This window comes from Psychrobacter sp. DAB_AL43B (genome assembly GCF_900168255.1).
GTDB lineage: Bacteria > Pseudomonadota > Gammaproteobacteria > Pseudomonadales > Moraxellaceae > Psychrobacter.
This window is the reverse complement of record NZ_LT799838.1, coordinates 1,445,616-1,462,738: the sequence shown is the minus strand read 5'-3', so window position 1 is coordinate 1,462,738 and position 17,123 is coordinate 1,445,616. Positions and strand designations below refer to the sequence as shown.

The window sequence follows — 17,123 nt, the reverse complement described above, 5'->3', positions numbered from 1 at the left end:
AACAAACTAGCCTTTAATCTCAGGCTCACAATCTTGTAGTTCAGCCATTCGTCTAACCGCTTCATCGCCGCCATATCTTCTGACGACTCCAAAGAACTCTTCAACATCGTGACTGGTCATATCTAGTGCCGGCTTACCGTCTGATCTAAATGCAGGGTCACCAAACATATCTGCCTTATGCACAATGTGATACAGCTCATGCTCTACCAATGCGGCAAACTCTGAGTCTGTACAGTCACGGCAATAATTAGAATCTAAAGTAATTAAATAATCCGGTACCGCGCCCAACGTATCTTCAAACCACATTTCCTGACGTGCTTTCTTCCAACCACCGGCCATCACCATGACTTTTTCGCATTGCCCTAATATCTGCTTGCCTTGTTTAATGTATTCGCCTTGGGCCCATAAAAAAGAGATCTCATGAAACTCATAATCAAGTAAATGCTCATGGTCACAGTTGAACCACTCATGCTCAGGATTTAAGATTGTGTCTTTCAGCCACTCATGTATCTCAGGTGCCGCTAGGAACGATGGCATGTCATTTGGCGGTATCGGTCTTGCTAACATACTCACCTCCAATCAGCGAGTATAAAAAATGCCCGGACCAATCAAGGCGGGGCAAACTGGTTATTTAACTAAATACATTTTATTCACATATTCTTCAGCGCCTGGATAGTTTCTATCAGCTCTGCTCTTTAAGAAGTCATACCAGTAATCCTTGGCAGTTTTCTTCTTCGAGTGCTTCCAACGATTGAATACTTCAGCGTTTGATAAATCACACATAGCAATCCCTGCTAAATCGTAGACGTAAAAAAGCCCGATATCAGATTTCCGGTATCGGGCAAAAAAGGTGCTATCAACTCGCATCATCATCACATGCAAATCAGATGATAATTGATAGCTCATCGTATGTTGCAGTCGTCATCTGCTAGCTGGTATCACTTTGGCATGTGCTGATTGTGACTAAATCAATCAGGCATTAAAAAAGCCCTATCGGTTAGATAAGGCTTATTACTATAATTCCACTTCTATTTTTTCAAACTTCGAATCTCTTAAGAACAAATCAATAGCGGTATTATATTTTGTCGTCGCTATGACTATTCGCTGCTTACGGCGATGGTGAGCCAAGCTATCTATGTAACTACTATCAACTAAGCATGCATCTAAATTTTCATTTTTCAGCTTATTAATTTTATCAACTTGCTTTGAGCAATAGCGTTCAACTATACGTTTTATCACGTATAATCTCAACATAAAAAAAACGAAAGAACCGGAGAGTTATCTTTCGTTTAGGACTTGCATAGCTACACTAATACCAGTATAGAAAATATAACACTGCAGTGCGGCGTGGGTCAAGTTATATCATATATCCTTAGACAAACACGCTCTTCCTTGCTTTCTTTTTATTAAATCCTCCAAAACTATCAACTTGTTTGGCATGCTGCTACATCATTTTTTCACTAATACAATCGCCTTTATGCAGTGCGTTATAGAGTCTTGTCTCTGCAACCTTTATCAATGCTTCACGCTTAGCATAAATGTAGGTTTGGGCAGCCTTGGTATTAGATAATCGGGCTCGGTTGTTCTGTTCCTGCCATCCAACAATATTCTGAAAAAGCTCGGCACAATAAGCTTCGTGAGCCTCATCAAATAATGGCGTATCAACATCAGGCGCACTACCAATGTCGTCTGTGACCGTAGTGATTGCTAACATCATGATAGCGTCAAAACCTTGCGGGCTAACTTGTACATCATTTTGCTTTTTCATATCGAACATCTTCTTACCCTTTTAAGTTTAAAAATGATTGTCTATGCCAGCTAACTCTTAATGTTCTGCTCAGGAATTTATAATTCGCTATATTAGGTTTTTGATGTGACAAACTAATGACATCATCACTATTATTTTTAATATGGAGTTGCAGCTTGCCGCCAATATCACTTTTAACTATATCTCACCGCTTTCCTCTAAATTGAACCTATAATCTTCAACATCATTATTAATCAACCTCATTAAATCCTCCAAGTCCTCCAACATCTGGCGTTGGTAGCATAAGAAATGATTGCTATACGTGCGGTCATTCATTTTTATCCCACTAAACAGCAATCGTCCCTCGACCGTGTAGATAGTCCATAACTGATATAGCTCAAAATGCAATGTCATACGTGCTACAAGCGACGCTAACTCGTCTAAGGTATGCTTACCGCCTCTTGGTGCTTCTCGCATGTCCTCTGCACATCTAGCTATCATTCGAGCTGCTAAATAATTGACGACCATATCAAACGGCTCTGACCAGTCCCATAATGCGTTATCACCCCAAACCAACAAAGACGCTAGCGCTTTAGCGTGACAACTCTCGATCAATGCAATGGCAGCTGCTTTATCCTCCCAGTTCACCTCAGGAGGCAATCCGCCCTGCCCAATATCAAACTTAACGGTCTTAGCGCCTAGTCCTTGCTTGAGCCATCCACCACTGAGTAACTCTAAGCGTGGACTGGTACCGAATCTTTTAGCTAGCAGGTTGGTCATTTTGAGTCCTCAATTTAATTTATCGATATACTTTTTTATACGTTGTTATCTGCCAAATACGATCATGGCCGCATCCCTGCTGTGCTCATTCGTTCTGCCTTGCCACTTGGTAATACGCTTAAAATCTTCCGCTGATTTCTTAAGGCCCTTACCCATTGGTTTGACGAATACCACCTCGTAATCATGCTCTTTGCACCAATCTTCCCAAATCTTGGCATCACGCTTAACACTACCGGCACCTTGCAATCTTGCATCAGTGGTTTTGGTCTTGCCGCTGAAGCCAACCCATTTGCGCGCATCTTCGATGTATAACTTGGTGTACTTGTGCGGATAAAGAGCCAGTATCTTGCGCATGGCTTTGGTGATGGTCATCGACTCTACAGATTGCAGCTTTCCGTCTTGCCAAACCGCTATGTCTGTCTTGGTGCCCGTATCGATGCCAATTTTTGCTATGGTCATATCGTCCTTACCCCATTCTGAATAGTCTTTAAATTCAAATCGCTCAGTCCATCAAGTGATCCGCCCTCAATACCCCAACTGCATGCCCCTCCAAAATCCCTTACACCGTCTGTCTGCAAGTATGTGCATGAGTAACGTCTTAACTTAATGTTGTGCGTCATACCTATGCAAAGCTGTCCATCTACCGTGAGCGCTGAATTATTAAACCTGATTGCTGAATTGGTTTTGCCTGCTTTGGCATCGTCACGCATTTTTAGCCATTGGGTTTGTTCGACTGTGCGGCTGTCTTTTAGTTTGCTCACAACCCCTTACTCCTCAATAACTGTCCAGCCCGATTCATCACCTAAAAAAGTCTTGTAATCAATCTCATTCATTTCATAAAAATTCAGCACCTCGATCCTGTCTGCAATGCCCCATGCTTTTTTAGCGGTAGCAATAACATCGTCTAGTGCTGGCATATCAGGTTGCTCGAATAGAAATGTCTCGTTAATAAATCTAGGCCACAGGTGTTCTGGTGCAGTTGAGCGAGGCATATCAAGTTTGATAAACGCGACAAAATAGCGGTCTGGGTGAGCTTTTTTATATTCAGCATCGGCTATCTCTTTTTCAGTTTTTTGCTTGTCGAGCCAACGCTCAAACTTCCAAGCACCACGCCCAATATCTATATCGCTCATACCGCCTCCTGCATCTGGTTCAACAATCTGTCGTATGCTTCGTCCTGCATTTCACCAGGCATCTGATGCTGCTTGATATGATCGTAAGTCTGCTGCACGCTCATGTTTGGCAATGGCTCTCTCCAAAGGCCGTTTACCACCACTGAGGTATTAGGATCCTGCTTGGCCTGCTTCGTTGGTTTGCTGTGGCTAGGATGGTATGAGTCATCTACTGGCGGTTTATTGGCCTGGGTCCAATCTTCGTCGTCGATGTTAAATCTAGCTGGCTGTGACTGTGCTTTGATTTTCTGCTGACGGATGTAATCTCGCTTGATCCAATCCGTGAGCACATCCTTGCGTCTACCCTCAGTCCTGATGTATGAACCCTTTTGCTCTTCCTCAGCGTAGTAGTTTTTAAATTTAGTCAATTGATAATCGTAGTCTGCTTGACTGATGGCTGGTACTGGTGGTGCTCCTAGCATGAGCATGGTATTAATTTCAGTTAGCTCTGGATGAATCCAATCTGCAATCGAATCAATCACCGAAAAATCACTCGCGCTATTATTATTACTATTAGATGGTTTATGGTTATTGGTTAATGGTTTATGGTTATTGGTTATAGCGTCTTTTTTCGCGTTAGTATCGTTAGTCGTTTCGTTAGTATCAGCGTTAGTGCCGTTAGCGTTAGTTATCTCGTTAGCGCTTTTACTCATATCATTATTATTAAAATTATCAGCGTATAACTCTCTAAGCGTTGCTACGCTTGTCCTGAGAGTTACTGACTTGCCAATACCCTTAAGACTATCAACCATATGTTTACGCTCTGCTGTAGATTTGGCTTGGCGTTCTGCGTTAGTAAGGGCGTTAGCTCTTTCGTTAGTATCGTTAGTCGTTTCGTTAGTATCAGCGTTAGTGCCGTTAGCGATGCGCGTTAGCTTGTCATGACCGAAGCTTTTTATATAAAGCTCTCTGATGGCTGCGGTGCCCGTATCTGCTTGAATAGCTTCACCATTGGCTTTTAATCGTTTGGCCATATCCCCTACAGCCGTTACTACCTCTTGGTACTTGTAGTCTTTGATTATTTTATCCCACGCTGCACACTTGTAATATTTGCCTATCTTTTTAAATTTATCTTTCAGCACAAACGCTAACGCTTGTTTTTCGTCTTCGTCAGTCACTAACATTCTGCGTTCAAGTAATTTCATGTCGCTAGCATCAATTGCCTTCTCAGTAGAGAAATAAAGAGACCGCAAATCAAGATAAATAGTTTTCTCGATGCGGTTCATGTGCTTAGTGTCAAAATCCCAATCTGTAAAGTTGTGATTGATGTAATGCATCACACTGCCCCTTATACTTCTAGTTTTAGCTGCATTTTCTTTAGAATGCCGTCTATGGTTGTTGTATTTAGATGCTTGGTCTTTTTGCGTTCTGCTAGACCTTTACCGTGTAGCGAGCCAATAGCTTTGTCACAACTCTCTTTAGCGCACCATTTGTTTAGCTCGGTTTGCAGTGACACCACTTGTTGCTCTAAATCCAACCATCTTTTAATGACAGTATTTCTTAGCTGGATGCTGTAACCAGTGACCAAGGTAAAAGTGAGTTCCTGATCTAAAACGTACTCAGTTTGCTGGCGGTTTAAAGCGTCTAAATAGATGCGCCCAAATTTGGACTTATCTAAACTCAGCTCGTCAAGCATCGACAATACATCTCTGTTTACATGCTTGACCTGCTTACCTGTTAGCTCTGCAATTTCTCTGCTTGTCATCTGAGTCACGCTTCCAACACTCCAGCTAACTACCTTCTGCAAATCTTTATTTTGTTGAATGGCTGATAGTTTCATGTCATACTCCAATTCTTGGTACAAGTTTTAAGTAGTGAAAGCCCAATCAGTTGCTTCTGATTAGGGCTTTTTTTATTGCTTAGATTTTGCCTTCTTAACGATCTTGGCTTGTTGCGCTAAGAGGCTCTGCTTGGTCTTTTTGCTGTAATTATTGCTATGACAGTAAAGGCCAGTGTTATCCATTGCTGTGAGCCGCTTAATGCCATGCTCTCTATCAAACCGTTTGATTGCTGATTGACTGGTAAACATACCGACCTCATGCAAAATGTATTAATGTGTAGATGACGATTGCTGCACAAGCGATCACAAAAACTACTTGCTTGATGCTGTGCCAAAACTTCATGTTTACCGAATCTTTACGGTCTTTCTCTTTTTTGTCTGTTTCCATGTTTTGCACTCGTCTATCGTCCTGTTTGTTTTGTTCGATGGTTCGCGCCAATTCGATACTGGCTGTACGCTCATTGAATTTCATAAAACCCCCTTTGGTAATGAATGCCCTGATAGCAATCGACGCATAAAATCAGGGGAGCTTGCTGCGTGTTGGAAAAATACAGCAGTGGCATCGACGATTTCAGGATCGCAGTAGATGTAATCTTCAGGCACCACCTTTAAGCCCAATACCGCAAACATGGTTGCAATCAAATCAAGGTCGGGCCCAACAAATCGACCTACTTTGTTTTTATCCGCGCCTGATACTTCGGTAATCTTTGTTTGAGTGCCAGTAAGGATGCACTGGGAAATGGCATTCCTTATTTCCCGTGCTTTCCCACGGTATTCTGGCGATAATTCAGTTACTGTTTTTTGGCACATAGTTAGGCTTCCTCTGTTGCTTGAGCTAGTTTTAGCTGTTTGCGCTCATAGTCCCAATTGACATCAGGGCGTAACTGCTCAGCGGTTATTTGGCTATTAGTTAAGTCTTGGATATCTAGACAACGATCTTTAGGTGGACGATTCACGTTCCATTTATAGACAGCCCAAGGCGTGATGTTAAGTGCATAAGCAAGCTGGGCAGGATTGCCAAAAATATCGAAAGCTTGCTCTAAAGGGGTTTTTGAAATCATGTTTAGCTCCTTAATACTACTTTAAGTAGTAACTATACTACTTTTAATAGTGATGACGCAAGAGCTCTTATGACTTAGAATGTAATTTACTACTGGAGGTAGCAATAAATGAGTGAACTAGAAGTTAAGCATCCGGATTTTGCGCAAAGACTTGTTAAGCTGATGAAAGAGAATGACCTAGATAAGAATGCCCTGAGCGACAAAACAGGCATCAGTTACGAAATGATCAGGCGGTATTGCGAGGGATTTGCCAAGCCTAGAAGTAAAGGTCTGAAAGATATAAGTGAGGCTTTAGGTACGTCGTCTGGGTATCTTCACTATGGCGAGCTTCCAGAAGAAAAGCCTACTGTTAGCGATCTGAAAGCCAAGATCAAAACCATGCAAAGCAGTAGTACTCCAAGCACCCCAAACCCCAATGACCCTCAAGGCACACAGGGTTCCGGTTGATTATGGAATGGACGGCTATGTGCCTGTAATCAGTTGGGTGGCGGCTGGTAGTTTTTCAGATGTGATGCCGGTAACGATAGATGATGTGATCGATTGGATACCACGACCACAGCACTTATCTAAGCGCGCATTTGGATTGATCATTCAGGGGCGCAGCATGTGGCCTGAATTTAAACCCGATGAGATTATTTATGTAGAGCCTGAGATATCTCCATGGGATTTGAAAGATGGCGACTTAGTGGTTATCCACTGCACCGATGATAAGCAGGCCACGTTTAAGCAGTTGATCATGGGTAATGGTCCTGAAGACATGTACCTAAAGCCACTGAATCCAGACTGGCCTGATCAAAAGATAGTGCCTATGGGTGAATGTATGCTTGTTGGTATCGTTGACAGCAAAGTAACCAGGTATAGATGAGGTCGCTATGAAACCATACGAATACCACTGGATCTGCCACTTCTTAAAGCATGCCAAGCCAGTCGACACGCCGCCATTGGGATGGTGCGTGTATCGTGAGGCGCTGGATTGGGATTAATAAATTCAGACTATTAGAAAAGGATTTCACTCTTGAGGAAATTAATACTAGCTGCAGCCATACTTGTCCTAGCAGCCTGCGCCACTCCACAGGATGACAGCTACGGCGCAGGCTTTGTAGCCGTAAGTGAGAGCGACTGGTATGGCGATCACTATACGCCATACCCATTCACGACTAGCGGGGAGATATCCTGTGCGTACCATGTAGAGCTTGGTCGTGGAGTATTCTTTAACCCCGTAGGATTTACTGATGAATCTTATGTTGGTACACCGCTTAACAAGGCTGCTGCCAATACTATTAAGCTATCAGGTATAACGCCAAACGTGCCTTACAGAGTTAAGACTGGGGTGGATTTGAGTGAAGCTAGAGAGATTGGATTAAGGGTTTGTGATGAGCAGTTGGATAAGATTGAGGGTGTGTGAGGCGTTGGATTGGGATTAGTGGGTGGTGAGCAAAGGTCCATTAGGTTTGAAGCAGTCTGATAAGTAAATATAATACAACTAACGGAAAAAGGGTATTTTATGAGTGGATTACAATTAACATTAGACGGTATCCCCGAATCAGATCTAATATCAAAAGAAATTAAAGAAAATCAAAAGCTTTTTGATTTTGATATTAAGGAATACACACTTGAGTTTTTAGTCTTGAAATTTGATTCAAGTAATGACACACAAGACATATTTATTCCTGATTATCAGAGAGAGTTTGTCTGGACTAAAAAACAGCAGTCTTTGTTTATAGAGTCGGTTCTTATTGGTCTCCCAATACCCTATATTTTTGTAGCAGATATTGATGAGGAGGAAAAAGAAGATGCTGATGGTCGTATTGAAGTAGTTGATGGTGCACAAAGAATACAGACTATTGATGCATATGTTAATAATAAATTAAAACTTGTAAATCTAGAAAAACTACCTTCTCTAGAAGGTTTGTACTTTAAAGACTTACCCATGATAAATCAAAGAAGGTTTTTGAGAACATCAATCAGAATGATTGAGCTAAAACGTATTGATGAAGACGGTCGACGAATAATGTTTGACAGATTGAATACTGGAGGAACAAAACTATCCAATATGGAGAAAAGATTCGGATCTACTGACAGTAAAACACTGGAGCTTATTAAAGTTTTGGCTAGCGATGCATTATATAAAGAAATGACGCCGATGAGTATAACAAAATCTTCTCGGCGTGAGAGAGAAGAGTATGCACTTAGATTTTTCGCATATAGAAAAAACTATAGTCAATTTGGAGCTAATAATAGCAATAGTGTAATTGATTTTATCAACCAATTTGTTGATGAGAATGACAAAATTTTCAATAAAGATGTTGAGCAAGAAATGAGAGATATTTTTAAGAACATGCTTATTTTTGTGAAAGATAATTTTGCACATGGCTTTAGAAAATCTAGCAACTCTAAATCAGTGTCAAGAATTAGATTTGAGGCTACAGCTGTAGGATCTTCTTTAGCATTAAATGAGGATCCAGATGTAAGTCCCAGCACTACTGAATGGGCATATAAAGATGAAGATTTTCTTAAAATGATGCGTTCAGATGCAAGTAACTCAAGACCAAAAGTCATTAATCGTATCGACTTTGTTAAGAATAAAATTTTAGGACAGGATTTTTACAATCATGCAAATCAATAACGTTCACCTAAAAATTGCTTATGTAGAATTCCTAAGTCGATTAACTGAGGTTAAAAACTATGTTAATTTTGTTAATAGTATAGATCAAAATTATATTGGTGATAAATTAATTATTGATAAAGATGATTTACTACTAGACTTAGGAATATTATCTGCGGATATACAGTATGTAGATATTGATGCACTCAGTGCAAAATATGGAGAAGAAAATTCATTAGAAGAAAATATCGACTCTCTAAAAATAAGTGTAGAAAGTATAAGTAATAAATTGCAGGACGTTAACTTAGTAGAAGTAAATAGAGAGATACAAAAAACTTTGAGAGCGTCTAGCTATTTACTGCTTTACAATATATTAGAATCAACTATGTCAGAAGCCATTAATGCTATACATGAAACAATATCAATAGAAAGAGTGGATATAACTGATTTATCTGAAAAGATTCATAAAGTTGTTTTAACTTCTTTTAAAAAAGCTTTAAGTAACGAAAAAGTCAGCGACTTCTCTAAAAGGAATGCTGATGTGAGAGAAACAATAATGAGCTTAGGGTATGATAAGAAAAAAATATTTAGTGGGAATATTGATGCTGACATAATAAATGAATACTGTAATAAATATGGATTCGAGCCATTTCCCTATACAACAGAAGAAAACGATAGGCTTTTGTATAATAAATCAGTTATACAAGAAATAAAGTTAAAACGCAATAATCTAGCTCATGGTAATGAATCTTTTGAAAGTTGTGGTCAGGGTATGGTTGTGGGGTCTTTAAAAGGCAAGCTTGACAATGTAGAAGCTATCCTTCTAGCTGTTTTCAATGGACTCAATAATTTCCTAGAAAGCAAGCGCTATTTAAGAAACCCTAATACTTAATAAGCTTAACCCTACTATCTCACCTAAACGGACTGGCACCGCATTACCAATCATCTTTCCAACTGATTTAATAGTAAAGTCGCCATCAAAAAACTGGTAATCTTCTGGAAAAGTCTGGAAGATTGCTGCTTCACGTAATGATATAGCCCGATGCTGTGATGGATGTCCAAAACGTCCATTACCAAAACCAAAGCACTGAGTTGTCATCGTTGGAGCTGGCTTATCCCATTCCATACGACCGTAAACTCCACCATAAGATTTTCCTGATTCTTTAGTATGACATTGAGCAACTAAATCTTCTGGCCAATCTTTCCACGTTCCACCTGGCTTAGATGCCTTAATGCGCCTCATATTGAGAGCATTAAGTTGTGAGCATACATGCAGAGAATCCTCTTTATTTCTCTTGCCAGAGTACAAGACAGGTAAACCTTTGATCACATCCCTTACTGTGACCGGTTTATCATGTGTTGGTGGTATCAATTCCATCTTTTTAGAAACCAAGCTTGCCAACAATACGTGGCGTTTACGTGTTTGCGGCACACCATACTGCACGCAGTCTACTCTGTTCGCTGATATTGTATAACCCAACTCTTCAAGTTTAGAAACGAAGTCATGATATACCTTATGCTTAGTAACATCTGGCACATTTTCCATCGTTACTAGCTCAGGCTTTACATCTTCAATTAATCTCATAAAATGATAAAGAAGTGGCCACTTTTTATCTAAGGTAGTATCTTTTCCTTGATTATATGTAGAGAAAGGCTGACAAGGAGCACAGCCTGCAAGGAGACGAATAGCACCTTCAGAATACCAACCTCTGATCTCATCTGCTGTGACATCTGCTACATCTTTATGGACAAAAGCAGCGTCATTATTATATTCATAGCCATGACGACAGGCAGGCTCAATATCGTACCCTGCTCTTACCTTAATTCCAGACTTTATAAGACCCGCCGTAAGGCCGCCGATACCACAGAACAAATCTACTGCTTCTATATTCATTGCACTACTCCTCTAGGTTGCTATGATACACGAACTTGCATCAAAACTCGAGTAGCGACACGAAGTTTTATTGTTTTTCCTTGCCTACTCTTCACCCAATCCGCTACAACTAATACCTCACTCTATAGTCCATAAAGTCACATAGTTTTCTTTAGAAATTGGTATAGAATCCGTTGATCAATAATAAGGAACAATAAATGTCTCAATTTAGATATCATTTATTAATAGCGGCTGCCCTAGTGATCGCCTTAACCACTGCCACTATGATCATCATTATTTAAGCTGGCAGTCTATTTTAACCCTCTGTATTGAGTAATACTCCAGACAATAAAAAACCCACTATTATAGTGGGCTCTTAGCGCTCATGTATAAATCACAGCCTAGCCAGTACAAACTTTCTTAGACTGGCTAATCTTACCGTTATTACAGACAAACTTACCATTCTTGCAATGCGATACACCGCCCATGCTTTTAGAGCAAGGATAGTTCTGAGCATTCGCTTGCATAACTGGCGCCATCATAATCATAGATACAACAAACGCTGACCAAAGCTTCATAGGCTACCACCTTAATAATCGAATAATATAAATTCGACCATAGCACCGCATGCTGCTCTTATCAATCACTATCTAACTTATGTTTATGAATTCTCACAACCCTACATCATTTTGCGTCATAACGCTTATCTTGATTGGTACTGCACATGACCAAGCCATACCAGCTTCGCAGTAAAATTTGCCATCATAAAATGATATGATATAAGCTGTAAAATCATTGTTAACCAAATCTAGTACAGCATCCTCATCACTACAGTCATCTACGGCACACCATATACCTTTATGCCCATTTTGTAGCATTGCACGAGTTAAATCACTTCCTGTGATTACATCATTCATCCTGATACCTCATAACAAACAACTACTTATTATATCAAGCTCAACGAACGAGCCTGTAGAGAGGATCTCTTAACAATTTGCACTTACAATCATAGCCTCGCAGTAAACGTGCTAAATACTATTTTAGAATATATCTTAATATATATTCTTTAAAATGAATATCAATATTTACATAGGAGACCAATGTTTAGGTGTCTAGTGTCAATAAACTTCTATAGAGCTAATTTATAATCCTACCTCATCTTGTGTAAGCGGGATTTTTTTAATTGGTATAGCATACTTCCAAGTACCCTCTTCTTCACAAAGGAAGCATTCATTCTCAAAAGAAACGATGTGCATTATAAATCTGCCATCTACATTCTTAATAGTGTTTATAGCATCCTGCTCGCTCTCATTACTTACAGCACACCATACTTGTTTATCGCCACGTTCAAGCATTGCCCGCGTTAAATCACTACCTATTAATTTAGAGCTCATAACTATGCCTTTACTTATAACGGATGATTGTCAGAACCGATTCTAGACCTACCAACTATGAATTGACATGATAGGTATGCAAGTATTTGTATGCGCCAATACTATCCAACCCGCCATTGAGCGGGTTTTTTGTGCTTGTAAATCCTTAAGTTAAAGGTAAATACTACTTTAAGTAGTTATAATCACTATTTTTAGTTGCATTATACTACTTTTGGTAGTAATATTAATTCATCAGATAATAACGAGTTAGCCGAAACTATTTAACAACTTGGGATTAAACAACTACTGGATTAACGGTAGTACCAAATTTTAAACAATAAAAAGCCCCTACCGACTCGACATCAAAGGGGCTCTTAACTCACTAAGGAGTGAAAAGATTATGACAGATATAACTAGAAATCACAATGTACTGGAAAACGTAGTGGCAGCACTTGAGGGTTTTGATTTTAACAAGGTTAAGACTTCACCAGCACCAACCCTACCAATGTGCAAACGCTGCAACAGTAAAGCAGTCTACAAGTCAAATTCAAACGTCTGCTTATCATGCAGCTATTGCTAGGGGGTCGCTATGAAACTTTGGGAATTAATCTACGTGATAGACGGCTCTTATGTCAGTGAGCGCATTCAAGGCGCGACCAAAATGGCGGCGCGAAGTGTAATTGTTCAGCGCTATAAGCGCCAAATTAACTTTAAGTCTGTGGCGGAGGTGGTCAATGTATAAGTTTTTAATCATCGCGCTCTTAGCGCCAATGCTAATAACTGGCTGTGCGCTAGACGTTGATCTACAAAACGAAAGAAACGCCAACGCCCTGCATAGACTAGAAGTTTCACTTGCTACTGACAAGCAGTATAAGAATGACGCTTACTACGCATCTGAAGAATATCAGAATGCAAAACACGCCAACCAATTTTTAGCAAAAGCATACGGGAGAGAATAACCATGGGAACCGCAATCAAGTTTGAACAAATGAAAGACGCCAATGCGATAAGCACAAAGAATTTGTGCCGTGAAGATTGGCTTAATTTACGTCAAAGCGGTATCGGCGGCAGTGACATAGCAGCCATTATCGGTGTATCGCCCTACGCTACTGCTTACAATATCTACCAGTCTAAAACGCAGCCGGTGAATGAAGAAACCAACGAGTTTGCATACTGGGGCACCGTACTCGAGGGCACGGTAGCGCGCGAATTCTCTAAACGCAGTGGCCTTAAGATTCAAAACGTTAACTTCCTGATGCGCCACCCCGAATATCGTTGGGCCATCGCTAACATTGACCGCGCCATTATCAATCCAGCTATCAAAGGCAATGTGCGCTTTAAAGACGGCAAGCTGACGACTGATCAGATTGTCGAGATTAAAACCGCATCTGAGTACGTTGGTAAAAATTGGGGCAATGAGGAGTCGGACGAAGTGCCAGACCAGTACCAGTGCCAAGCTCAGTGGTATATGGGCGTAACTGATACGCAAGTCTGCCACATGGCTGTGCTGATTGGTGGCAACAAATACCGCCAGTACAAGATTGAACGTCATCAAGACTTCATTGATTACTTATTTGATGCGGCCGAAAGCTTCTGGACCAATAACGTATTAGCCGGTATCGAGCCTGATGCTACTACTCTGCAGAACGCCAAAGACAAATACCCACGCCACAATCCTGATACGACGCTTGACGTCGCACTGGATAGTGAGGTTGCCAAAGTGTTTGAGCATTACGAATCACTCAAGGCAAAAGAAAAGGAAGTGAAAGCCGCGCTCGAGCTCGCCCAGACCGACCTGATTTGTCAGATTCAAGAAAATGAGACATTGGCAATAGATGGTGAGGTGGTCGCTACTTACAAGGTGCAAACCAGCAACCGCTTTAACAGCAGCCAATTTAAAAAGGACATGCCGGAGCTTGCTGAGAAGTACAACAAGCAGAGCGAAAGCCGCGTCATGAGGGTTAAGTGATGAGTATCAATATAGCTAAAATCAATGAAGCTGATGTCATGGACCTAGCTGATATGGTGCAGAGAAAAAAGACACTGATCAAAGATATGCAGAACTCTGTTAAGCGCCTAAATGATAAAGAGTTAGTGGTTAGCATAAACCTCATACCTAGTCATTCAGGTCAGGTAGGTCTGTTGAGAGATTGTGGCACATTAAAAATCGCTATCGATTTGCAGTCTGAATGGATTATAGATCGCATTTACGACACTGCAATACAGCTTCTTGAAAACGAGATAGTGCGGCTGGCTGAAAAGCTTAAGCAAAATTTAATCAACGCAACCGAAGACAAGGAATAACGCCATGGACAACTATAATGAAATCGCAGTAATGGAAGATCAGCAATACTCACCACAGCAAATCACACTTGATGACAATCTTTTTAACAAGTGTCATCGCCTAGCTGAAATGATGGCTAAAGGCGCTTGTACTGTGCCAAAGCATCTACAAGGTAACGTCGGTGACTGCTTTGCAATTATTGGCCAATCATTACGTTGGGGTATGGACCCATACGCAGTAGCACAAAAAACACACTTGGTTAATGGCACGTTGGGGTATGAGGCACAGCTTGTTATCGCTGTTATCAACAACCGTGCACCTATCACTGACCGCATCAAGTTTGAATACTTCGGTGACTGGTCAAAGGTCAAGGCCAAAGATGATAAATCAACCGATGTGGGCGTCATCTGCCGAGCGACATTCAAAGGCGATGATGAGCCGACCGAATTATCATTAACCATGGCTCAGGTTGGTACCGTCCGCAACTCACCGCTATGGACTGCTGATCCAAGACAACAACTTGCTTACTTGGCTGCCAAGCGCTTTAGCCGTTTGCACTGTCCTGATGTCATCTTAGGCGTCTATACCCCTGATGAATTGGCTGACCGCGGTAATAACGAAGCTCCTCGTAACGTTACGCCTAAATCTACCAATGCTGGTGCGTCTGCCCTACTTAACCGTGTTAAGAAGCAGCCAACCGCTGAAGCACCAGTAATTGAGTATTACGATACGAGTGAATTGCTAGTCACGATTGAGCAAATTACCGATGTTAAGCAGATTGGTCCTATTGGCCAAGAGATTAAAGCGATGGTCGAAAGCGATGCTATCAACATTAAAGATGAAGATGTTGATGAGTTACGCCAAGCATTGGCTGATCAAAAGCAGTCAATCATCCTAGCTGATGAATACAACAATATCATGAAGCACGTCAAAGCCTGCGAATCACTTGATGACGTTGAGCGTATGAAAGACATTATTACCGGTAAAGAGCAGGACTTCGATGCCGGTGATATCAAGATGCTAAACGACACACTGGATGTTGTCGCTGAAGATATTGGTGCACAAGGTTAATTACAAATAACGTCAATCGTTTAGGACGGTAGGTATTAGCTAGTTGGTGAGGTGACGGCTCATAAAATGCGTGTCTGAGTTCAGGCGCACCAAGGCGACGATGCTTACTGTCCTAAACACCCTAATTTAAGGATTGAGATTATGACAACTTATCACATGAAGCAATCGATAGCAGGATGCTTGCGCAACAACCGTGTTGGTACCATCGATTTTTTGGAAGATAAAAACGGCAACCCTTTATCTGATGCTGAAGCAAGAATTGAGTTGAACAATCTGTTAGCCATGGGTCACACAGTTATGCCAGTTGGTACTGACTGCGAAGGCTTTGATGTGTTTGGCGGTGGTTGTCCTGGGCATGAGCTATTAACGGGTAGCGACCTTACTCGTGCAATGCTAGCGCGTGGGGATAGTCGCGTGGTTTGCTTAGTTAGTAATGTTAGTGATAGTCATGCTACGGAACGTAGAGAGCTAACACTTCTGATTGAAGGTTACACGGAGCGTGGTAATTTTTGGGATATACGCTCTCGGGATTGGAGATACGCCGTCCCAGTTAGTGCTGCAACAAACGAACCATTAACAGCTAAGGAAGTCGGATTATGAAAACACTTACCGAAGAAGAAATGACCGCCCTAGCCGCTGAGCTGCTAGAAGTTGATTTGGGATTGCCAAGCGTGTGTGCTGCGTGTGGTAGCACTATGCAAAATTTGCATAAAGGAGAATGATTGTGAGTACAACTGAAATATACGGCTTTAACGCCGATGGCTATGCCGAGTTCATAGGTGAAACACAAAATGCATGGCGCGGTTGTATGGAGGTATGGACAGCTTTAGAGGATAAGTATTTAGAACCGCTGCCGCCATTTTACGAAGGCGGAGGTAAGCGATCAAGATTGCATTCGATAATGAACATCGAAGAAAGCACTCAAGCAATATGGGACTTAGCAGATGACCAACGACTGACAGATAGTGAGCGTATCACACTTAAGTCGACGCTCGATTACATGGTGGTTAAGTCTGAAAATATTGAGAGCCTTATAAGCGCTTATCAAGCGTTTGATACTGATGCCGATTGCAATACAACGCTCAAAGAGCAAGCGGAAATAATAGAGCAAAACAAAGATCAATACATAGCTTTTGGCTTTAATCAGACATCAGTCAATTCCGCTTTTTGGACTGACGACAGAAACACCTGCGAATGCGAGTATTGCGAACACTGTAAGGAGGATTACTACAATCTAAACACAGAGTCCGAGCACTTTAATATTTTCGATGAGCTGAATGAAGGAGAGGGTTGTGATTGAGCAAATGCTGGAATGTTGCGATTGTAGGTATAAGTATTCAGAGGCAGAAGCTAAAAGATTGCCTGACCATGAATGCT

General features: G+C 41.1%; 29 protein-coding genes. 13 read left to right on the top strand and 16 right to left on the bottom strand.

All coding sequences use genetic code 11. The features are described from left to right. Positions 1-6: 6 nt before the first annotated feature. From DABAL43B_RS06425 to DABAL43B_RS06365, 12 genes are all read right to left on the bottom strand, one after another. Positions 7-567 carry a putative metallopeptidase gene (locus tag DABAL43B_RS06425; RefSeq protein ID WP_079691599.1) on the bottom strand — a complete coding sequence of 187 codons (561 nt, stop codon included), beginning with the start codon at positions 565-567 and terminating at the stop codon, positions 7-9. A gap of 60 nt (positions 568-627) precedes the next feature. After that, positions 628-906, bottom strand: a complete 279-nt coding sequence (locus tag DABAL43B_RS06420; RefSeq protein ID WP_145952511.1) for a hypothetical protein — start codon at positions 904-906, stop codon at positions 628-630. Between the two features lie 538 nt (positions 907-1,444). Beyond that, complete coding sequence (locus DABAL43B_RS06410) at positions 1,445-1,768, bottom strand: hypothetical protein (protein ID WP_227516750.1); 324 nt, start codon at positions 1,766-1,768, stop codon at positions 1,445-1,447. A 177-nt stretch (positions 1,769-1,945) separates the two neighbouring features. Beyond that, the gene (locus DABAL43B_RS06405) at positions 1,946-2,527 is read right to left on the bottom strand and encodes a hypothetical protein (protein WP_079691595.1); all 582 of its coding nucleotides are present in this window, start codon (positions 2,525-2,527) and stop codon (positions 1,946-1,948) included. Between the two features lie 45 nt (positions 2,528-2,572). After that, entirely contained in the window at positions 2,573-2,986 is a 414-nt protein-coding gene (locus tag DABAL43B_RS06400; RefSeq protein WP_079691594.1) for a hypothetical protein, read from the bottom strand. Positions 2,987-3,294: 308 nt separating this feature from the next. Continuing rightward, positions 3,295-3,660, bottom strand: a complete 366-nt coding sequence (locus DABAL43B_RS06390) for a hypothetical protein (protein ID WP_079691592.1) — start codon at positions 3,658-3,660, stop codon at positions 3,295-3,297. After that, complete coding sequence (locus tag DABAL43B_RS06385; protein WP_079691591.1) at positions 3,657-4,976, bottom strand: DUF1376 domain-containing protein; 1,320 nt, start codon at positions 4,974-4,976, stop codon at positions 3,657-3,659. Before DABAL43B_RS06385 ends, DABAL43B_RS06390 begins: the two co-directional genes overlap by 4 nt. Before the next feature lie 11 nt (positions 4,977-4,987). Further along, positions 4,988-5,479 (bottom strand): Rha family transcriptional regulator, encoded by a 492-nt coding sequence (locus DABAL43B_RS14235; RefSeq protein ID WP_171996334.1) that lies wholly within the window; start codon positions 5,477-5,479, stop codon positions 4,988-4,990. A 72-nt stretch (positions 5,480-5,551) separates the two neighbouring features. After that, positions 5,552-5,728, bottom strand: a complete 177-nt coding sequence (locus DABAL43B_RS14230) for a hypothetical protein (protein ID WP_171996333.1) — start codon at positions 5,726-5,728, stop codon at positions 5,552-5,554. Between the two features lie 7 nt (positions 5,729-5,735). Beyond that, positions 5,736-5,951, bottom strand: coding sequence for a hypothetical protein (locus DABAL43B_RS06375; protein WP_079691590.1), 216 nt, complete (start codon positions 5,949-5,951; stop codon positions 5,736-5,738). Further along, complete coding sequence (locus tag DABAL43B_RS06370) at positions 5,948-6,289, bottom strand: hypothetical protein (RefSeq protein ID WP_079691589.1); 342 nt, start codon at positions 6,287-6,289, stop codon at positions 5,948-5,950. The genes DABAL43B_RS06375 and DABAL43B_RS06370 overlap by 4 nt, the downstream gene beginning before the upstream one ends. 2 nt (positions 6,290-6,291) lie before the next feature. Beyond that, a complete protein-coding gene (locus DABAL43B_RS06365; protein WP_079691588.1) occupies positions 6,292-6,540 on the bottom strand; it encodes a transcriptional regulator in 249 nt (82 codons plus the stop codon). 108 nt (positions 6,541-6,648) lie between these two features. Between DABAL43B_RS06365 and DABAL43B_RS14315 the strand changes: the two genes are divergently transcribed. The 5 genes from DABAL43B_RS14315 (at position 6,649) to DABAL43B_RS06345 (ending at position 10,037) form a co-directional block, all read left to right on the top strand. After that, positions 6,649-6,987, top strand: coding sequence for a helix-turn-helix domain-containing protein (locus DABAL43B_RS14315; RefSeq protein WP_227516749.1), 339 nt, complete (start codon positions 6,649-6,651; stop codon positions 6,985-6,987). 19 nt (positions 6,988-7,006) lie between these two features. Next, positions 7,007-7,405 (top strand): S24 family peptidase, encoded by a 399-nt coding sequence (locus tag DABAL43B_RS14310; RefSeq protein WP_197684674.1) that lies wholly within the window; start codon positions 7,007-7,009, stop codon positions 7,403-7,405. Between the two features lie 150 nt (positions 7,406-7,555). Next, a complete protein-coding gene (locus tag DABAL43B_RS06355; protein ID WP_227516748.1) occupies positions 7,556-7,945 on the top strand; it encodes a hypothetical protein in 390 nt (129 codons plus the stop codon). Positions 7,946-8,044: 99 nt separating this feature from the next. Next, positions 8,045-9,166, top strand: coding sequence for a DUF262 domain-containing protein (locus tag DABAL43B_RS06350; protein WP_079691586.1), 1,122 nt, complete (start codon positions 8,045-8,047; stop codon positions 9,164-9,166). After that, positions 9,153-10,037 carry an MAE_28990/MAE_18760 family HEPN-like nuclease gene (locus DABAL43B_RS06345; RefSeq protein WP_079691585.1) on the top strand — a complete coding sequence of 295 codons (885 nt, stop codon included), beginning with the start codon at positions 9,153-9,155 and terminating at the stop codon, positions 10,035-10,037. The genes DABAL43B_RS06350 and DABAL43B_RS06345 overlap by 14 nt, the downstream gene beginning before the upstream one ends. Here the strand turns inward: DABAL43B_RS06345 and DABAL43B_RS06340 are convergent. From DABAL43B_RS06340 to DABAL43B_RS06330, 4 genes are all read right to left on the bottom strand, one after another. Beyond that, positions 10,017-11,039 carry a DNA cytosine methyltransferase gene (locus DABAL43B_RS06340; RefSeq protein WP_079691584.1) on the bottom strand — a complete coding sequence of 341 codons (1,023 nt, stop codon included), beginning with the start codon at positions 11,037-11,039 and terminating at the stop codon, positions 10,017-10,019. The two genes, DABAL43B_RS06345 and DABAL43B_RS06340, sit on opposite strands and share 21 nt — an antisense overlap. A gap of 380 nt (positions 11,040-11,419) precedes the next feature. Next, complete coding sequence (locus tag DABAL43B_RS14225) at positions 11,420-11,596, bottom strand: hypothetical protein (RefSeq protein WP_171996332.1); 177 nt, start codon at positions 11,594-11,596, stop codon at positions 11,420-11,422. A 93-nt stretch (positions 11,597-11,689) separates the two neighbouring features. Continuing rightward, a complete protein-coding gene (locus DABAL43B_RS06335; protein ID WP_079691583.1) occupies positions 11,690-11,935 on the bottom strand; it encodes a hypothetical protein in 246 nt (81 codons plus the stop codon). A gap of 225 nt (positions 11,936-12,160) precedes the next feature. Then, positions 12,161-12,412, bottom strand: coding sequence for a hypothetical protein (locus DABAL43B_RS06330; protein ID WP_079691582.1), 252 nt, complete (start codon positions 12,410-12,412; stop codon positions 12,161-12,163). 568 nt (positions 12,413-12,980) lie between these two features. Between DABAL43B_RS06330 and DABAL43B_RS14220 the strand changes: the two genes are divergently transcribed. The 8 genes from DABAL43B_RS14220 (at position 12,981) to DABAL43B_RS06300 (ending at position 17,046) form a co-directional block, all read left to right on the top strand. After that, positions 12,981-13,133, top strand: coding sequence for a hypothetical protein (locus tag DABAL43B_RS14220; RefSeq protein WP_171996331.1), 153 nt, complete (start codon positions 12,981-12,983; stop codon positions 13,131-13,133). Beyond that, positions 13,126-13,350, top strand: coding sequence for a hypothetical protein (locus DABAL43B_RS06325; protein WP_079691581.1), 225 nt, complete (start codon positions 13,126-13,128; stop codon positions 13,348-13,350). The genes DABAL43B_RS14220 and DABAL43B_RS06325 overlap by 8 nt, the downstream gene beginning before the upstream one ends. 2 nt (positions 13,351-13,352) lie before the next feature. Then, the gene (locus DABAL43B_RS06320) at positions 13,353-14,360 is read left to right on the top strand and encodes a YqaJ viral recombinase family protein (RefSeq protein WP_079691580.1); all 1,008 of its coding nucleotides are present in this window, start codon (positions 13,353-13,355) and stop codon (positions 14,358-14,360) included. Continuing rightward, on the top strand, positions 14,360-14,695 hold the full coding sequence (locus tag DABAL43B_RS06315; protein WP_079691579.1) for a hypothetical protein: 336 nt from the start codon (positions 14,360-14,362) through the stop codon (positions 14,693-14,695). Before DABAL43B_RS06320 ends, DABAL43B_RS06315 begins: the two co-directional genes overlap by 1 nt. A gap of 4 nt (positions 14,696-14,699) precedes the next feature. After that, complete coding sequence (locus tag DABAL43B_RS06310; protein WP_145952510.1) at positions 14,700-15,746, top strand: RecT family recombinase; 1,047 nt, start codon at positions 14,700-14,702, stop codon at positions 15,744-15,746. 141 nt (positions 15,747-15,887) lie between these two features. After that, positions 15,888-16,346: a hypothetical protein gene (locus DABAL43B_RS06305; RefSeq protein WP_079691578.1), complete on the top strand. Its 459-nt coding sequence runs from the start codon at positions 15,888-15,890 to the stop codon at positions 16,344-16,346. Continuing rightward, positions 16,343-16,468 (top strand): hypothetical protein, encoded by a 126-nt coding sequence (locus tag DABAL43B_RS14490; protein ID WP_264753841.1) that lies wholly within the window; start codon positions 16,343-16,345, stop codon positions 16,466-16,468. The genes DABAL43B_RS06305 and DABAL43B_RS14490 overlap by 4 nt, the downstream gene beginning before the upstream one ends. A gap of 2 nt (positions 16,469-16,470) precedes the next feature. Then, positions 16,471-17,046, top strand: a complete 576-nt coding sequence (locus DABAL43B_RS06300; protein ID WP_145952509.1) for a hypothetical protein — start codon at positions 16,471-16,473, stop codon at positions 17,044-17,046. Positions 17,047-17,123: the final 77 nt, after the last annotated feature.

Excerpts from the sequence above, each read along its gene's own strand:
- DABAL43B_RS06425 (WP_079691599.1), bottom strand. The coding sequence starts at position 567 with ATGTTAGCAAGACCGATACCGCCAAATGACATGCCATCGTTCCTAGCG.
- DABAL43B_RS06420 (WP_145952511.1), bottom strand. The coding sequence starts at position 906 with ATGAGCTATCAATTATCATCTGATTTGCATGTGATGATGATGCGAGTT.
- DABAL43B_RS06410 (WP_227516750.1), bottom strand. The coding sequence starts at position 1,768 with ATGAAAAAGCAAAATGATGTACAAGTTAGCCCGCAAGGTTTTGACGCT.
- DABAL43B_RS06405 (WP_079691595.1), bottom strand. The coding sequence starts at position 2,527 with ATGACCAACCTGCTAGCTAAAAGATTCGGTACCAGTCCACGCTTAGAG.
- DABAL43B_RS06400 (WP_079691594.1), bottom strand. The coding sequence starts at position 2,986 with ATGACCATAGCAAAAATTGGCATCGATACGGGCACCAAGACAGACATA.
- DABAL43B_RS06390 (WP_079691592.1), bottom strand. The coding sequence starts at position 3,660 with ATGAGCGATATAGATATTGGGCGTGGTGCTTGGAAGTTTGAGCGTTGG.
- DABAL43B_RS06385 (WP_079691591.1), bottom strand. The coding sequence starts at position 4,976 with ATGCATTACATCAATCACAACTTTACAGATTGGGATTTTGACACTAAG.
- DABAL43B_RS14235 (WP_171996334.1), bottom strand. The coding sequence starts at position 5,479 with ATGAAACTATCAGCCATTCAACAAAATAAAGATTTGCAGAAGGTAGTT.
- DABAL43B_RS14230 (WP_171996333.1), bottom strand. The coding sequence starts at position 5,728 with ATGTTTACCAGTCAATCAGCAATCAAACGGTTTGATAGAGAGCATGGC.
- DABAL43B_RS06375 (WP_079691590.1), bottom strand. The coding sequence starts at position 5,951 with ATGAAATTCAATGAGCGTACAGCCAGTATCGAATTGGCGCGAACCATC.
- DABAL43B_RS06370 (WP_079691589.1), bottom strand. The coding sequence starts at position 6,289 with ATGTGCCAAAAAACAGTAACTGAATTATCGCCAGAATACCGTGGGAAA.
- DABAL43B_RS06365 (WP_079691588.1), bottom strand. The coding sequence starts at position 6,540 with ATGATTTCAAAAACCCCTTTAGAGCAAGCTTTCGATATTTTTGGCAAT.
- DABAL43B_RS14315 (WP_227516749.1), top strand. The coding sequence starts at position 6,649 with ATGAGTGAACTAGAAGTTAAGCATCCGGATTTTGCGCAAAGACTTGTT.
- DABAL43B_RS06350 (WP_079691586.1), top strand. The coding sequence starts at position 8,045 with ATGAGTGGATTACAATTAACATTAGACGGTATCCCCGAATCAGATCTA.
- DABAL43B_RS06345 (WP_079691585.1), top strand. The coding sequence starts at position 9,153 with ATGCAAATCAATAACGTTCACCTAAAAATTGCTTATGTAGAATTCCTA.
- DABAL43B_RS06340 (WP_079691584.1), bottom strand. The coding sequence starts at position 11,039 with ATGAATATAGAAGCAGTAGATTTGTTCTGTGGTATCGGCGGCCTTACG.
- DABAL43B_RS14225 (WP_171996332.1), bottom strand. The coding sequence starts at position 11,596 with ATGAAGCTTTGGTCAGCGTTTGTTGTATCTATGATTATGATGGCGCCA.
- DABAL43B_RS06335 (WP_079691583.1), bottom strand. The coding sequence starts at position 11,935 with ATGAATGATGTAATCACAGGAAGTGATTTAACTCGTGCAATGCTACAA.
- DABAL43B_RS06330 (WP_079691582.1), bottom strand. The coding sequence starts at position 12,412 with ATGAGCTCTAAATTAATAGGTAGTGATTTAACGCGGGCAATGCTTGAA.
- DABAL43B_RS14220 (WP_171996331.1), top strand. The coding sequence starts at position 12,981 with ATGAAACTTTGGGAATTAATCTACGTGATAGACGGCTCTTATGTCAGT.
- DABAL43B_RS06325 (WP_079691581.1), top strand. The coding sequence starts at position 13,126 with ATGTATAAGTTTTTAATCATCGCGCTCTTAGCGCCAATGCTAATAACT.
- DABAL43B_RS06320 (WP_079691580.1), top strand. The coding sequence starts at position 13,353 with ATGGGAACCGCAATCAAGTTTGAACAAATGAAAGACGCCAATGCGATA.
- DABAL43B_RS06315 (WP_079691579.1), top strand. The coding sequence starts at position 14,360 with ATGAGTATCAATATAGCTAAAATCAATGAAGCTGATGTCATGGACCTA.
- DABAL43B_RS06310 (WP_145952510.1), top strand. The coding sequence starts at position 14,700 with ATGGACAACTATAATGAAATCGCAGTAATGGAAGATCAGCAATACTCA.
- DABAL43B_RS06305 (WP_079691578.1), top strand. The coding sequence starts at position 15,888 with ATGACAACTTATCACATGAAGCAATCGATAGCAGGATGCTTGCGCAAC.
- DABAL43B_RS14490 (WP_264753841.1), top strand. The coding sequence starts at position 16,343 with ATGAAAACACTTACCGAAGAAGAAATGACCGCCCTAGCCGCTGAGCTG.